Origin of the sequence: Gibbsiella greigii (genome assembly GCF_039540155.1) — a bacterium.
GTDB classification, from domain to species: Bacteria; Pseudomonadota; Gammaproteobacteria; order Enterobacterales; family Enterobacteriaceae; genus Gibbsiella; species Gibbsiella quercinecans.
In genome coordinates this window covers 515,855-529,691 of the sequence record NZ_BAABEM010000006.1, presented here as the reverse complement: position 1 = coordinate 529,691, position 13,837 = coordinate 515,855, and the positions used below count along the sequence as shown (strand labels likewise).

Genomic DNA, 13,837 nt, shown 5'->3' with positions numbered 1-13,837 from the left:
TTGAACGGCAAGGCCCATTACGCCGCGCGACTCGGCATCCTGAATCAGTTCGGTAGAGGGAAGCGATGAAAGCCGTTGTCTATGATCAACCCGGATCACCGGATGTCCTTCGTTATACGGATGTTCCCGATCCAGTCTGTCCGCCCAACGGCGTTGTCATTCGGGTAGAGACTGTCGCCCTGGAAAGAGGAGACCTGATCAACCGCGCGTCATCGCCGCCGCCTTATCCTGGCTACGCCCTCGGCTATGCGGCAGCTGGCGAGGTCGTTTCAGTGGGCTGCGATGTTCACGACCGTAAGGTTGGTCAGAAGGTCACAAGCTTCGATGTGTCGGGCTCGCATGCCGAATTGCGCGCCGTAGCCGCGAGCAAGACTTGGTTGGTACCGAAGGGCCTAGACATGGCGATCGCAGCAGCATTGCCGATCGCATATGGAACCGCGCATCACTGCCTTTTCGCGCGCGGCGGCTTGAAGCGTGGCGAAGCCGTCCTGATCCAGGCGGCGGCCGGTGGCGTGGGAAGCGCCGCCGTACAGCTCGCACATCAGGCTGGTGCAACAGTGCTCGGGACAGTATCCGGTGTGGAAAGGGGCAAACACTTAGCGGCACTTGGATTGGATCATGCAATCGACCGTCGGAGAGTTGACGTGGTGGAGACGGTCATGCGCTTGACCGAGGCCCGAGGTGTCGACCTTGTTGTGGACCCAGTGGGAACAACCATGCAGGACTCCCTGAGGATGTTGCGTCCGGAGGGCCGCTTGGTATTCGTCGGCAACGCCGGTGGACCGACGCTGCAGGTTGAGCTGTGGTCCGCGCTTCAGGCGAATCAGTCGTTGTTCGGCGTATTCATGGGAACGCAGCTTGAAAAGCCCGAGGTTCATCAGACGGTTTCCCGGATGTTGGCGCAGGCCGCTAATGGGAAACTTGAGGTGCTCATAGACCGGACCTTTCCGCTTGCCGATGCGGCACAGGCCCATGCGTATGTCGAAGGCAATCCTACGCTCGGACGTGTCGTTCTTGTCTGCGGCTGATTCGCCGTCTGTGGGCAATCAGTCTGCATCAGATACACCACTGTTGAATCTATGTACACAAGGATGCATGAAATGCAAAAATCCCGATCAGGTTTCCCTGAGCGGGATTCTCAAAATCTGGCTCCCCTGACTGGACTCGAACCAGTGACATACGGATTAACAGTCCGCCGTTCTACCGACTGAACTACAGAGGAATTGTGTGAACGGCGGGAATCATAGCGGGCTACTGTGGGCATGTCAAAGGGGGATTGCACATTCTGCGATTGTTTGCTTGCAGAATGTGCAATCCGTTGAGTTTTTGGCAGATTTACCCCTTGTTCAGCTGCCGGAACTGCAGCTGATAGTGGTAATGGCCGGGGGGCAGCAGGTCATCCTGATGGACGCTTGGGCTCCATGAATCGTCGCCGCCAACGCCCATGTGGTAACCATCCACATGCAGCCATACGCCATCTTCCTCCTGCAGCAGGTGCTGGTGGCTGCAGGCCATGAGTTGGCGCAGGCCGTAGCGGCTGAGTGAAAAGTGGAAACGCCCGCTGATTTGCCAAGTGCCGTACTGCAGGCGCCGGGTGTTGCAACGCAGCCCGTTTTCACCGGGGAAGATATAAGGCGTATGCAACTGCGCTAACGGTAGCCGCCACAGGCCAAATTGCGCCGCCAGCTTACGGTCGGGGTAGTTTTCGTGTGGGCCAAGCCCCAGCCACTGCACCTGTGGCTGCACCTGCGCCAGTTGGGTGCACAGGCCGATACGCGCCAGCGGCGGCAGGCAGGTGGCGCATTCAACATCAACACAGACCGTTACCGTGCCGTGGCTATCGAACAGCCACTGCTTCCGGCTTTGCAGCAGCGTTTGCCCGGCAACGCTGAAGGTATGCTCGCTGACCACGCGCACGCCATCGGCCAGCGTGTCTGCCTGCAGGCGGGTACAGCAGGTTTCCAGTTGATACAGGCCGGCCTGCTTCCAGCGCTCAACCCAGGCGTTGGGATCGATACGCTCCACTTCGCTGATGCCGATATCGTTATCCAGCGGCGCGCGGATAAAGCAGTCATGCAGCGGCGTTTGCAACTGTGGTTGATCATCCTGCCACCACTGAGCCAACTGGCCGCTGGCGCGCTCAAACTGCCAGCGCTGGTTGCCGTGGGCTATGGCGATCTCGCGGTCGTTCTGCAGCCATTGCGGCACTTCGCCGGCGGGTTCGGCAGGCGTGGCCAGCAGCGGGCGTGGCAACGGCCATTGATCCCAGGCACAGCGGTGGTTGGCTTCCGCCCACATCGTGGCATGCAGCTGCACCACTTCAACTTTCAGCCATAGCTCGCCTGGCCGCGGGATAACGGGCAGGCGCTCCAGCAGAATAAATGTGGCGCTGCCCCGTGGGGGCAGGTTGAGTTCGATAACGCCGCTGGCGCGCTGTTCGCCGTCAAGCTCAATACACCACCTCAGTTGCTCGTTGTCGGTAGAGCGGAACAGGTATTCGCTGGTTACGCTAAGCGCCAACCGCTGGGGATCAAGCGTGAACTGGAAAAACTGCTGGGCGCGCTTCGCTTCGAACAGCGCCGGGTGCGGCGTGCGATCGGGGAACACCAGGCCGTTAAGGCAAAATTGGCGATCGTTGGGTTTATCGCCAAAGTCGCCGCCATAGGCCCAATAGGGGTTGCCGTCTTCATCACGGCGCGTCATCGCCTGGTCAACCCAGTCCCAAATAAAGCCGCCCTGCAGGCGCGGGTATTTGCGAAAGGCCTGCCAATAGCGGGCAAAACCGCCCAGGCTATTGCCCATGGCATGGGCGTATTCGCACAAGATCAACGGGCGGTTTTCTCCCGGCAGACCGCTCCACTTACTGAGCGACCACTTGGGCACGGCAGGGAAGGGCTGATCCTGATCGACGCGGGCATACATCGGGCACACAATATCCGTGGCCGCGCTGTTGGCGCCGCCGCCTTCATATTGCACCGGGCGGCTCGGATCCTGGCTTTTCACCCATTGATAGAGCGCATCATGGTTTGCGCCATGGCCAGATTCGTTACCCAACGACCAAATGATGATGCAGGGATGGTTACGATCGCGTTGCACCATGCGCGTCACGCGTTCGCTCATTGCCGGCAGCCACTGCGGATCGTCCGCCAGGCGGCCCATCGGCTGCATGCCGTGGGTTTCAATATTGGCTTCGTCCACCACGTACAACCCATAACGATCGCATAGCCTGTACCACAACGGGTGATTCGGGTAGTGCGAGCAGCGCACGGCGTTAAAGTTGTGCTGCTTCATCAGCAGAATATCGTGGCGCATGGTGGCTTCATCCATCACCTGGCCATGTTCCGGGTGGTGCTCATGGCGATTGACGCCGCGGATCAACAGCGGCTGGCCGTTTAGCGTCAACAGGCCGTTGCGGATTGCGATCTGGCGGAACCCCACGTCGTAGGCTTCCGCTTCCACCACCAGCCCGTCAGCACTTAGCAGGGCAACTACGGCACGGTACAGGTGCGGTGTTTCGGCACTCCACAGCAAAGGGGCGTCTACCGCCAGGCGCAGCGTGGCGCGGTCGTGATAGGCCCCCCGCTCATCAATCACCTCGCTGCCGAGGGGCTGCGTCAATGCCGCTAGCTGCGTATCATCGCGCCATAGCTGCACCTGTACCTGGTGGCCGGCAGGCTGCTGCGCCTGCACCTCGACAACCAACTCCGCACGCTGGAAACCGTCATACAGCGGTGTGTTGATGCGAATATCACTCAGGTGGCAAGCGGGTTTATGCAGCAGGCTGACATCGCGGAAAATACCGCTCATGCGCCACATATCCTGATCTTCCAGGTAGCTGCCGTCGCACCAGCGTAGCACCATCACTGCCAGGCGGTTCTCGCCAGCGTGCAGGTAAGGGGTGAGATCGAACTCCGCCGGCAGGCGGCTGTCCTGTGAATAGCCGGCCCAGTGGCCGTTGCACCAGAGGTAAAACGCCGAATTCACGCCGTCGAAGATAATGCGCGTTTGCCCGGTGGCCAGCCAGGCTTCGTCCATGGTGAAGGTGCGGGAATAGCAGCCGGTCGGGTTATTCTGCGGCACCCATGGCGGGTTAAGCGGGATCGGATATTTTACGTTGGTATAAATGGGCGCATCGAAGCCGGCGAGCTGCCAGTTACTGGGCACGGCAAGCAAATCGGCGCCGGCCAGATCCTGCTGTATCCAGCTTTCCGGCACTGCTTGCGGGCGGGGAAAGTAGCTAAAACGCCAGTTACCGTTTAGCAGGCGTCGGCTTGGGCTGGCGGCATCACGGCGGGCCGCGTCCGGATCGCGCCAACTGGCAAACGGCGGATGCGCCGCCAGGCGGCGGTAAGACGTGCAGGCCGGGTTTTGCCAGTCCTGGCGGGCGAGGATTTGCATCAGGGGCAGAGAGTCACACTGCATGGGGGGCCTCATTAGCGGTGCTATTGGCGCATAATTTGCGCCAGCATCGCTTCAGCCTTGATGTTTGTAAAGGCGGGTTGCACAGGAAAATGAACGCGATCACAGACTGAGATTTCCCGTTGGGATCGCCAGCCCAAACAGGCCTCTGGTTGCTATTGCACGCCGGCTTCCCGCAACCAGGCAGGTGGCACGGCAAGGGCGTTACTCCTTGCGGGGGGCGTGATAAATGCGCTGCGGGCGGCCGACTTTGCCGTAAATGATCTCGGCACTCAGCAGGTGGTTGGTGGCGCAAAACTCCAGATAGCGCCGGGCGGTGGTGCGGCTGATGCCGGTTTCCCGCGCCACGCTTTCTGCGGTGTGGCGGGTGGCCGGATCGCTGAACAGTTCACGCACTTTGATCAACGTCAGTTCATCAATGCCGACCGGCAGCGCCAACTGCTGCTCATTGCGGGCATAGGTGTTGAACATTTCATCAATCTGGCGTTGGTTAAAGCGTTCCTTGTCTTTCAGCGCCTGGTGGCGTTGGCTGAAACGCTGCAGCGTTTGCGTCAGGCGATCGTAAGCCAGCGGCTTGATCAGATAATCAAACACGCCGTAGCGCAGCGCTTCGGCCACGGTATCCATATCGCTGGCCGCGGTAATAAAAACGATACCGCCGCTATAGCCGCTGAGCGCTAGCTCGCGCAACAGTTCAATGCCCTGGCCGTCGGGAAGAAAGTTATCCAGCAGGATCAGATCCGGCTTAAAGCGTGCGGTCATGGCGCGCGCCTGCGCCAGGTTGCCCGCCAGCCACACTTGCCGGCAGCCGCCGTTTTGCTTGATGAATTCCGCGTGCATCTCCGCCAGCGGCGTTTCATCTTCCACGATCAAAATATTAAGCCATTCCATCATCCCTCCTGCAATGTGCCCCTGCTAACCAAATGTACATTCAATTGTTAAATATTTGAATGATATCACGATAATAAACTCGATAAAAATAATTAAGTAAATAAAAACCATTAAATAACTTTTTGACGTCGGTGGGTTTGTGAAATAGGTCAATAATCGTCTTCGTTTTTTCTCTATTCTGGTGCCACTCAATACACCACCTGGCGATATGCGCATTTTTGTCTATCATTTTCAAACTGTTATGTTGTGTTTTTATGTTGTTTGCTCTGGGTTGGTGTATTTTAAATGTTATCTTTTAGTTACTCAGAGAGTGAACCATGTTGGGCGATACCGTATTTAATCGGGTAAAACGTTCGGACCATAAGGCTATTTCAGAGATAAAAGCGTTCCTACGTAATAACGACCTGAATATTGATACCACGGTCGAAATATTTATTACCGTGACGCAGAACGATAAATTGGTCGCCTGTGGTGGCATTGCCGACAATATTATCAAATGTGTCGCCATCAGCCCGGCGTTACGGGGCGAAGGGCTGGCGCTGAAGCTGGCGACGGAGCTGGTGAATCTGGCCTATGAGCGCCATCACACCAAATTGTTTATCTACACCAAAACGCAAAACGAACATTTATTCCGGCAGTGCGGGTTTTATCCCATCGTCAGCGTGCCGGGGATTGTGGTGCTGATGGAAAACAGCCCATGCCGCCTGCGGCGCTACGCCGCCAAGTTGGCCACGCTGCGCCGCCCGGGGGAAAAAATCGGCAGCATCGTGATGAACGCCAACCCTTTCACCCGCGGCCATCAGTATTTGGTGCAGCAGGCCGCGGCCAGTTGCGACTGGCTGCATCTGTTCCTGGTGCGTGAAGACAATTCCCGCTTCCCGTATGCAGACCGGCGCGATCTGGTGCTGGAAGGGACGCGCGGGATCGCCAATCTCACGGTGCATGAAGGCTCGCAATACATCATCTCGCGCGCCACGTTCCCCTGCTATTTCATTAAGGATCAGGGCATTGCCGATGACTGCTACACCGAGATCGATCTGAAAATCTTCCGGCAGTATCTGGCGCCGGCGCTGGGCATTACCCACCGCTTTGTGGGCACCGAACCGTTTTGCGAAGTGACCGCCAAATACAACCGCGATATGCGCTACTGGCTGGAAACGCCAACGCTGCCCAGCCCACCAATCACCTTGGTGGAAATAGAACGTTTGCAACATGCGGGCGTGGCGATCTCCGCCTCCTGGGTACGCAAGCTGTTGGTCAGCGGCGATATCGATGCCATCGCGCCGCTGGTGCCGGCGGCGACTGAACATTACCTGCGGCGTTTGCTGGCACAACGCCAGGCCAAGCCCGCACCGCAAAAATTTGAATCTGCACAATCAGGTGAATGATGAAAATAATCAGAGAAGCAGTGGCCGGCACGCTGGAATCCAGTGATGTCATGGTGCGTATCGCGCCGGCAGAAGGCCAGGAACACGATCTGCTGATTGCCAGCAGCGTGGAAAAACAGTTCGGCGCCGCGATCCGCCGCACGCTGTTACAGGTGTTGCAACAGTACGGCGTGGAGCCGGTACAGGTGATCATCGATGACAAAGGCGCGCTGGACTGTGTGCTGCGCGCCCGGCTGGAAACCGCGCTGATGCGCGCCAGCGAATCCGGCCAACTGCCATGGGAGGCGAAAAATGAAAACGCTGAATAAACAGCGCATGCGCCGCAGCATGCTGTTCGTGCCCGGCGCCAATGCCGCAATGGTCAGCAATTCCTTTATCTACCAGGCCGACTCGCTGATGTTCGATCTGGAAGATTCCGTTGTCCTGCGTGAAAAAGACGCCGCCCGCCGGCTGGTTTATCACGCCTTGCAGCATCCGCTGTACCAGGAGGTGGAAACCATCGTGCGCGTTAACGCGCTGGATTCCGCCTATGGCCTGGACGATCTGCAGGCCGTGGTGCGCGGCGGGGCGGATATCGTGCGCCTGCCGAAAACCGACAGCGCCCAGGATGTGATCGACATGGAGCGGGAAATCGCCGCCATCGAAAAAGCATGCGGCCGGCCGCTGGGCAGCACCGGCCTGCTGGCGGCGATAGAGTCCGCTGCCGGCATCACCAACGCGATTGCGATCGCCCATGCCTCGCCGCGCCTGATCGGCATTGCGCTGGGGGCAGAAGACTACGTGCGTAATTTGCGCACCGAGCGCTCGCCCGGCGGCGTGGAACTGCTGTTTGCCCGTTGCTCGCTGCTACAAGCGGCGCGCGCCGCCGGTATTCAGGCTTTCGATACCGTCTATTCCGATGCGAATAACGAAGCCGGTTTTCTGCAGGAGGCTGAGTTGATCAAACAGTTGGGCTTTGATGGCAAATCGCTGATCAACCCGCGCCAGATTGAGCTGTTGCACAACCTGTATGCGCCAACCGCGAAAGAAGTGGCGCATGCGCAGCGGGTGGTGGACGCCGCCGAAGCGGCCGAGAAAGAAGGGCGCGGCGTGGTATCGCTGAACGGCAAAATGGTGGATAGCCCGGTTATTGAGCGTGCGCGGCTGGTGCTGGAGCGCGCGGCCCTTTCCGGGGTGCGTGAAGAAGCCAACCACACGGAGGAGGCCCAATGAAACACCAACAACGCCTGGCAAACTGGAACAACAACGCCGATGTTCGGCTGTATCAGGAAGCCTCAAAGGCCAATCTACAGGCGGCGAAACCGCGCGGCATCAAACGCTGCGATTCGCTGCAGGAAGCCATCCGCCGCAGCGGCTTGCAAGACGGCATGACCATTTCCTTCCACCACGCTTTCCGCGGCGGCGATCTGACGTTGAACCAGGTAATGGCAGCGATTGCCGAGATGGGGTTCCGCAACCTGACGCTGGCATCCAGCTCGCTCAGCGATTGCCATGCGCCGTTGGTGGAACACATCCGCCACGGCGTGGTGAGCCGTATTTACACCTCCGGCCTGCGTGGCCCGCTGGCGGAAGAGATTTCGCGCGGCCTGTTGAAACAACCGGTGCAGATCCACTCCCACGGCGGCCGGGTCAATCTGATCACGTCCGGTGAGTTGAAAATAGACGTTGCCTTTCTTGGCGTGCCGAGCTGTGACGAATTCGGCAACGCCAATGGTTACAGCGGCGAAGCCTGTTGCGGCTCGCTGGGCTACGCACGCGTCGATGCCGAAAGCGCCGATAAAGTGGTGCTGCTGACCGAAGCCATCGTGCCTTACCCGCATCATCCCGCCAGCCTGCTGCAAGACCAGGTGGATCTGATCGTGCAACTGGAACACGTGGGCGATGCCGACAAGATTGGGGCCGATGCCACGCGCATGACTTCTAACCCGCGCGAGCTGTTGATCGCCCGCCGCGCGGCGGAAGTGATCGCCGCTTCCGGTTACTTTACCGCCGGTTTCTCGCTGCAAACCGGCACCGGCGGTGCTTCGCTGGCGGTGACGCGCTTCCTGGAAGACAAAATGCGCGCGCGCGGCGTACACGCGGCCTTCGCGTTGGGCGGCATTACGTCCACCATGGTGGCGCTGCATGAAAAAGGGCTGATCGGCAAGCTGCTGGATGTGCAGAGTTTCGATCGCGCCGCCGCCACCTCGCTGGCGCGCAACCCAAACCATATTGAAATCAGCGCGAATCAGTACGCTAACGTCAGTTCGAAAGGCGCCGCGGTCGATCGTCTGGATGTGGTGGTGCTCAGTGCGCTTGAAATCGACACCGGCTTTAACGTAAACGTGCTGACCGGCTCCGATGGTGTGATCCGCGGTGCCTCGGGCGGCCACTGCGACACCGCCGCCGCCGCGCGGTTGGCGATTATCGTCGCACCACTGGTGCGCGGGCGCATCCCAACGCTGGTCGAAGAGGTCACCACCTGCGTGACGCCGGGCGCCAGTATCGACATTTTGGTTACCGATCACGGTATTGCCGTTAACCCGGCGCGGCCGGAGCTGGCGCAGCGCCTGCACGATGGCGGGCTGAACGTGGTCAGTATCGAATGGCTGTACCAACGGGCGCTGTTGCTCACCGGCGAGCCGGAGCCGATTGCCTTTACCGACAACGTAGTCGCCGTGGTGCGTTACCGCGATGGCTCGGTGATCGACGTGGTACACCAGGTGGCGGAATAGCTATGCACGCCGTCGCGCCAGAATTGGCGGCCAACCGCGTCGTTTTGCTGCCGGAACTGCTTACCAGCCGTGAATGCCGGCAGGCTCGGCAGCAGGCATGGTTGGCTCGCCATCACACCACATTGTTGGTGTTGACGCTGGTCATGCCCGGTGCGGTAAAAGACAACCCCTTGTCGCGGCGCATATTCAATCTGGGCTGCCAGGCGTTGTTGCAGCTGTGCCGGCAGCAAGACTGGCTATGCCCGCAGGCGGAAACCCTGGCGCTGCCCACCGGCTGCGAGGGCTATCTGGCGATCAACGCCGATGCGTTGCGGGTCAAGGATTGCGCCATGCAGTTGGAAGTGCGGCAGCCGATCGGCCGCCTGTGGGATATCGACGTGTTGACCCCAGAGGGGACGATCTTGTCGCGGGCCGATATCGGCCTGCCGGCGCGGCGCTGCCTGCTGTGCGCTCAACCGGCCAAGCTGTGCGCCCGCCAGCGCGCGCACAGTACGGATGAACTGCTGGCTGAAATGGAGAGGTTACTCAATGATGCGCTTGCAACCCGCTAGCCGGCCGCGTTACCAGCCGCCACCCGCCAACCCGTTTGCCCGCGCCGCCTTTCGGGCGCTGCTGGTTGAAGTCAACCTCACGCCCAAACCCGGGCTGGTGGACCGTGCCAACAACGGCGCGCACCGTGATATGGATATTGGCCATTTTTACCGCAGCGCCAGGGCGATCGGCATCTGGCTGCCGCGTTTCATCAACCAGGGGCGTGAAGATGCCGCATTGCCGGCCACGGCGCTGCTGGCCCGCATTCGCCCGCTGGGCATGGCCTGCGAAAGCCACATGTTCCGCGCTACCGGCGGCATCAATACCCATAAGGGCAGCGTGTTTTCACTGGGGCTGCTGTGCAGCGCCTTTGGCCGTTTGCAGCAGCAACAGCGGCCCATCAGTGCCCAAAGCCTGGGCGGCGAAGTAGCGGCGATGTGCAGTGGGCTGGTGGCGCGTGAACTCCAGTGCAACAACCGTGGGAAAACCGCTGGGCAACGGCTGTTTAGCGCCCACGGCATGAGCGGCGCGCGCGGTGAAGCGGAAGCGGGTTTTCCGTTGGTGATTAACGGCGCGTTGCCGCTTTTTCATCAACGGCTCCGCAGCGGCTGCGGCGAGCAGATCGCGCTGTTGGATAGTTTGCTGTGGCTGATGGCGCATAACGGCGACACCAACGTTGCCGCCCGCGGCGGGGTGGCGGCGCTGCACTGGCTGCAAGATCACGCCGCGGGTTTGCTGGCACAAGGGGGCGCCGGCGCAGCACAGGGGATGGAGCGGCTCCGGCAGTTTGATGCGGCCTGCATCGCACGCAACCTCAGCCCCGGCGGCAGCGCCGATCTACTGATAATGACCTGGCTGCTGGCGCAACTCCCACGGTTGGAAGCAAAAGAATAATAACGTAGTTTTTTAGGAGAGTACCCATGTCTGAAATCCAAGAAAAGATCTGGAAAGCGATTGCGCCGCTTGCGGTGCTCGCCGTCCTGTTATTGATCCCTGTGCCCGACGGGATGCCGCCGCAAGCCTGGCATTACTTCGCTATTTTCGTCGCCATGATTGTTGGCATGATCCTGGAGCCGATCCCGGCGACGGCGATCAGTTTTATCGCCGTTACCGTCAGCGTGCTCAGCGCCGACTGGGTCTTGTTTGGCGCCAATGAATTGGCCAACCCCAGTTTTAACGCCGGCAAAGAAGCGCTCAAGTGGGGGCTGGCCGGCTTTTCCAGCACCACCGTCTGGTTGGTGTTCGGGGCGTTTATCTTTGCGCTGGGCTACGAGGCCACCGGGCTGGGGCGGCGGATTGCGCTGTTTCTGGTGAAATTTATGGGCAAGCGCACCCTGACGCTCGGCTACGCCGTGGTGATTATCGATATCCTGTTGGCGCCGTTTACGCCGTCCAACACCGCCCGCACAGGGGGCACCGTGTTCCCGGTAGTGAAAAACCTGCCGCCGCTGTTCGATTCCTTCCCGAACGATCCTTCCGCCCGCCGTATCGGCGGCTACCTGATGTGGATGATGATCGTGGGCACCAGCATCAGCTCCTCGATGTTCGTTACCGGTGCTGCGCCCAACGTATTGGGCATCGAGTTTGTCAGCAAGATAGCCGGCATTCATATCAGTTGGATGCAATGGTTCCTGGCCTTTCTGCCGGTGGGCCTGCTGCTGTTGATCGTCGCGCCGCTGCTCTCTTACTACCTGTATAAACCGGGCGTAACCCACAGCAGCGAAGTGGCCGCCTGGGCTAAGGTGGCATTGAGTGAAATGGGCGCCCTGAGCACCAAAGAACGCACCTTGATCGGCCTGGTGCTGCTTAGCCTGTGCCTGTGGGTATTTGGCGGTTCAGTGCTGGATGCCACCACTGTTTGCCTGTTGGCGGTGTCGTTAATGTTGGCGCTGCACGTGGTTTCCTGGAAGGACATCACCAAATATTCCAGCGCCTGGAATACCCTGGTGAACCTGGCTACGCTGGTGGTGATGGCTAACGGCCTGACGCGTTCGGGTTTTATCGATTGGTTCGCCGGCACCATGAGCACGCACCTGGACGGTTTTTCACCCAAAATGACCGTGGCGGCGCTGGTGCTGGTGTTTTACTTCGCGCACTACCTGTTCGCCAGCCTGTCGGCTCACACCGCTACCTTGCTGCCGGTGATTCTGGCCGTGGGGAAAGGGCTGCCCGGCGTGCCGATGGAACAGCTTGCCATTCTGTTGGTGCTGTCGATCGGTATCATGGGGGTGCTCACGCCGTATGCTACCGGCCCGGGGGTGATCATCTATGGCTGCGGCTACGTGAAGTCGAAAGACTATTGGCGCCTGGGCGGTATTCTCGGCGTGGTTTATATCGCGGCATTGCTGTTGGTGGGCTGGCCGATTATCAGCCTGTGGTATTAATCCTGATTCAGCGGCCCGGTTCCGGGCCGTTTCTTATTCAGATAAAGTGAACCCTGTCACTTTTCCTGCGTGATTTCTTGCCATATACCCAAAATAATTCGAGTTGCAGGCAGGCGGCAACGCAGCGAATCCCCAGGAGCTTACATAAGTAAGTGACTGGGGTGAGCGAGGAAAGCCAACACTCCTGCAACTTGAAGTATGAAGGGTATAGTAGGGTATTTCCCAAAGCGATATGCGTTAACCTGTGATGCCACCCGATTCAAGGAGATAAGGGTATGAGAGCGAAAGTTTTATCGTTGTGTTTGCCGTTGCTGTTTAGCGGCACGGTGCTGGCGGTCCCCAATGGCTACCAGTTGCAGCAGGTGCTGGTCGTGAGCCGGCACAACCTGCGGGCGCCGTTGGCTAATAATGGCAGCGTGCTGGCGCAGGCCACGCCGCTTGCCTGGCCGCAATGGGAAACGCCGGGCGGTTTTCTGACCACCAAAGGCGGGGTGTTGGAAGTGTACTTGGGGCACTACTTCAACGCCTGGCTGCAGCAGGCCGGCTTGCTGCCCCGGCAGGGGTGCCCGGATAAGGGCAGCGTTTATGTCTATGCCAACAGCCTGCAACGCACGGTCGCCACCGCGCAGTTTTTTACTAACGGCGCCTTCCCCGGTTGCGATGTGGCGGTTCATCACCGTGAACCGCTGGGGGAGATGGATCCGGTCTTCAACCCGATCATCACCGATAGCAGCCCGGAATTTAATCGCCAGGCGCTGGCAGCCATGCATGCCAGGCTGGCGGCGTTGCAGCTCACCCCGGCTTACCAACAGCTGGCCGAACTGATCCACTACCGCGATTCCGCCGCCTGCAAAACGGATAAACAGTGCGATCTGGCGAAAGGCGATAACGTGATGAGCGCTGTGCCGGGCAAAGAGCCGGGCGTCGCCGGGCCGTTGCGGGTCGGTAACTCGCTGGTGGATGCCTTTATGCTGCAGTATTACCAGGGGGTTCCGTTGCAGGATGTCGGCTGGGGCAAGATCACCACGCCGCAGCAGTGGCAGCAGTTAACCCAGTTGAAGGAAGGCTATCAGGAGGTGCTCTTCACACCGGCGGTGGTGGCGCAAAACGTAGCGAAACCGCTACTGCGCTACATCAATCAGGTACTGGTGGAGCCTGGCGCGGCCAGTGCCAAACTGACCGTATTGGTCGGCCACGATTCCAACATCGCTTCGCTGCTGTCGGCGTTGAAATTCAAACCTTATCAACTGCCGCAGCAGTACGAGAAAACCCCGATCGGCGGCAAAGTGGTATTCCAACGCTGGCATGACGCTGAAAAAAGGCAGGACTGGCTGAAAGTGGAATATGTTTACCCCTCCACCGAGCAGTTGCGCAATACGGATGTGTTGACGCTAGCCAACCCGCCACAGCGCGTTACGCTGGCGATTGAAGGTTGCCCGGCGGATCAAAACGGTTTTTGCCCGTGGCAGGATTTTGAAAAATTGATGCGTGAACGGCTGTAATCAGCCTG

General features: G+C 59.5%; 11 protein-coding genes and 1 tRNA gene. 9 read left to right on the top strand and 3 right to left on the bottom strand.

Going from position 1 to position 13,837, the window contains the following annotated elements; genetic code table 11:
• The first annotated feature begins 65 nt into the window (after positions 1–65).
• A complete protein-coding gene (locus AC559G_RS05705; RefSeq protein ID WP_498911818.1) occupies positions 66–1,028 on the top strand; it encodes a quinone oxidoreductase family protein in 963 nt (320 codons plus the stop codon).
• A gap of 118 nt (positions 1,029–1,146) precedes the next feature.
• Here AC559G_RS05705 and AC559G_RS05700 read toward each other — a convergent pair.
• From AC559G_RS05700 to dpiA, 3 genes are all read right to left on the bottom strand, one after another.
• Positions 1,147–1,222: transfer RNA gene (locus tag AC559G_RS05700), tRNA-Asn, on the bottom strand.
• Between the two features lie 113 nt (positions 1,223–1,335).
• Complete coding sequence (locus tag AC559G_RS05695; protein WP_498911817.1) at positions 1,336–4,422, bottom strand: beta-galactosidase; 3,087 nt, start codon at positions 4,420–4,422, stop codon at positions 1,336–1,338.
• Between the two features lie 201 nt (positions 4,423–4,623).
• Positions 4,624–5,310, bottom strand: coding sequence for a two-component response regulator DpiA (gene dpiA, locus AC559G_RS05690; protein WP_438599517.1), 687 nt, complete (start codon positions 5,308–5,310; stop codon positions 4,624–4,626).
• Between the two features lie 317 nt (positions 5,311–5,627).
• On the opposite strand from dpiA, the gene citC reads away from it, so the two are divergent.
• The 8 genes from citC to agp all read left to right on the top strand — a co-directional run bounded on the left by citC (position 5,628) and on the right by agp (position 13,829).
• Positions 5,628–6,698, top strand: coding sequence for a [citrate (pro-3S)-lyase] ligase (citC, locus tag AC559G_RS05685; RefSeq protein WP_498911816.1), 1,071 nt, complete (start codon positions 5,628–5,630; stop codon positions 6,696–6,698).
• Positions 6,698–7,006, top strand: a complete 309-nt coding sequence (gene citD / locus AC559G_RS05680) for a citrate lyase acyl carrier protein (protein ID WP_438599515.1) — start codon at positions 6,698–6,700, stop codon at positions 7,004–7,006. The genes citC and citD overlap by 1 nt, the downstream gene beginning before the upstream one ends.
• A complete protein-coding gene (gene citE / locus AC559G_RS05675) occupies positions 6,990–7,910 on the top strand; it encodes an aldolase/citrate lyase/malate synthase family protein (RefSeq protein ID WP_498911815.1) in 921 nt (306 codons plus the stop codon). The genes citD and citE overlap by 17 nt, the downstream gene beginning before the upstream one ends.
• On the top strand, positions 7,907–9,412 hold the full coding sequence (gene citF / locus AC559G_RS05670) for a citrate lyase subunit alpha (protein ID WP_498911814.1): 1,506 nt from the start codon (positions 7,907–7,909) through the stop codon (positions 9,410–9,412). Before citE ends, citF begins: the two co-directional genes overlap by 4 nt.
• Positions 9,413–9,414: 2 nt before the next feature.
• Positions 9,415–9,963, top strand: coding sequence for a citrate lyase holo-[acyl-carrier protein] synthase (gene citX / locus AC559G_RS05665; RefSeq protein WP_498911813.1), 549 nt, complete (start codon positions 9,415–9,417; stop codon positions 9,961–9,963).
• The gene (gene citG / locus AC559G_RS05660) at positions 9,941–10,837 is read left to right on the top strand and encodes a triphosphoribosyl-dephospho-CoA synthase (RefSeq protein WP_498911812.1); all 897 of its coding nucleotides are present in this window, start codon (positions 9,941–9,943) and stop codon (positions 10,835–10,837) included. Before citX ends, citG begins: the two co-directional genes overlap by 23 nt.
• Before the next feature lie 26 nt (positions 10,838–10,863).
• Positions 10,864–12,327 (top strand): anion permease, encoded by a 1,464-nt coding sequence (locus tag AC559G_RS05655; protein ID WP_498911811.1) that lies wholly within the window; start codon positions 10,864–10,866, stop codon positions 12,325–12,327.
• A 275-nt stretch (positions 12,328–12,602) separates the two neighbouring features.
• The gene (gene agp / locus AC559G_RS05650; protein WP_498911810.1) at positions 12,603–13,829 is read left to right on the top strand and encodes a bifunctional glucose-1-phosphatase/inositol phosphatase; all 1,227 of its coding nucleotides are present in this window, start codon (positions 12,603–12,605) and stop codon (positions 13,827–13,829) included.
• The last annotated feature ends 8 nt before the right edge of the window (positions 13,830–13,837 follow it).

Bases quoted from the DNA above. Each gene is read 5' to 3' on its own strand.
- AC559G_RS05705 (WP_498911818.1), top strand. From the start codon at position 66: ATGAAAGCCGTTGTCTATGATCAACCCGGATCACCGGATGTCCTTCGT.
- citG (WP_498911812.1), top strand. From the start codon at position 9,941: ATGATGCGCTTGCAACCCGCTAGCCGGCCGCGTTACCAGCCGCCACCC.
- citF (WP_498911814.1), top strand. From the start codon at position 7,907: ATGAAACACCAACAACGCCTGGCAAACTGGAACAACAACGCCGATGTT.
- citX (WP_498911813.1), top strand. From the start codon at position 9,415: ATGCACGCCGTCGCGCCAGAATTGGCGGCCAACCGCGTCGTTTTGCTG.
- citC (WP_498911816.1), top strand. From the start codon at position 5,628: ATGTTGGGCGATACCGTATTTAATCGGGTAAAACGTTCGGACCATAAG.
- AC559G_RS05655 (WP_498911811.1), top strand. From the start codon at position 10,864: ATGTCTGAAATCCAAGAAAAGATCTGGAAAGCGATTGCGCCGCTTGCG.
- citD (WP_438599515.1), top strand. From the start codon at position 6,698: ATGAAAATAATCAGAGAAGCAGTGGCCGGCACGCTGGAATCCAGTGAT.
- dpiA (WP_438599517.1), bottom strand. From the start codon at position 5,310: ATGGAATGGCTTAATATTTTGATCGTGGAAGATGAAACGCCGCTGGCG.
- citE (WP_498911815.1), top strand. From the start codon at position 6,990: ATGAAAACGCTGAATAAACAGCGCATGCGCCGCAGCATGCTGTTCGTG.
- agp (WP_498911810.1), top strand. From the start codon at position 12,603: ATGAGAGCGAAAGTTTTATCGTTGTGTTTGCCGTTGCTGTTTAGCGGC.
- AC559G_RS05695 (WP_498911817.1), bottom strand. From the start codon at position 4,422: ATGCAGTGTGACTCTCTGCCCCTGATGCAAATCCTCGCCCGCCAGGAC.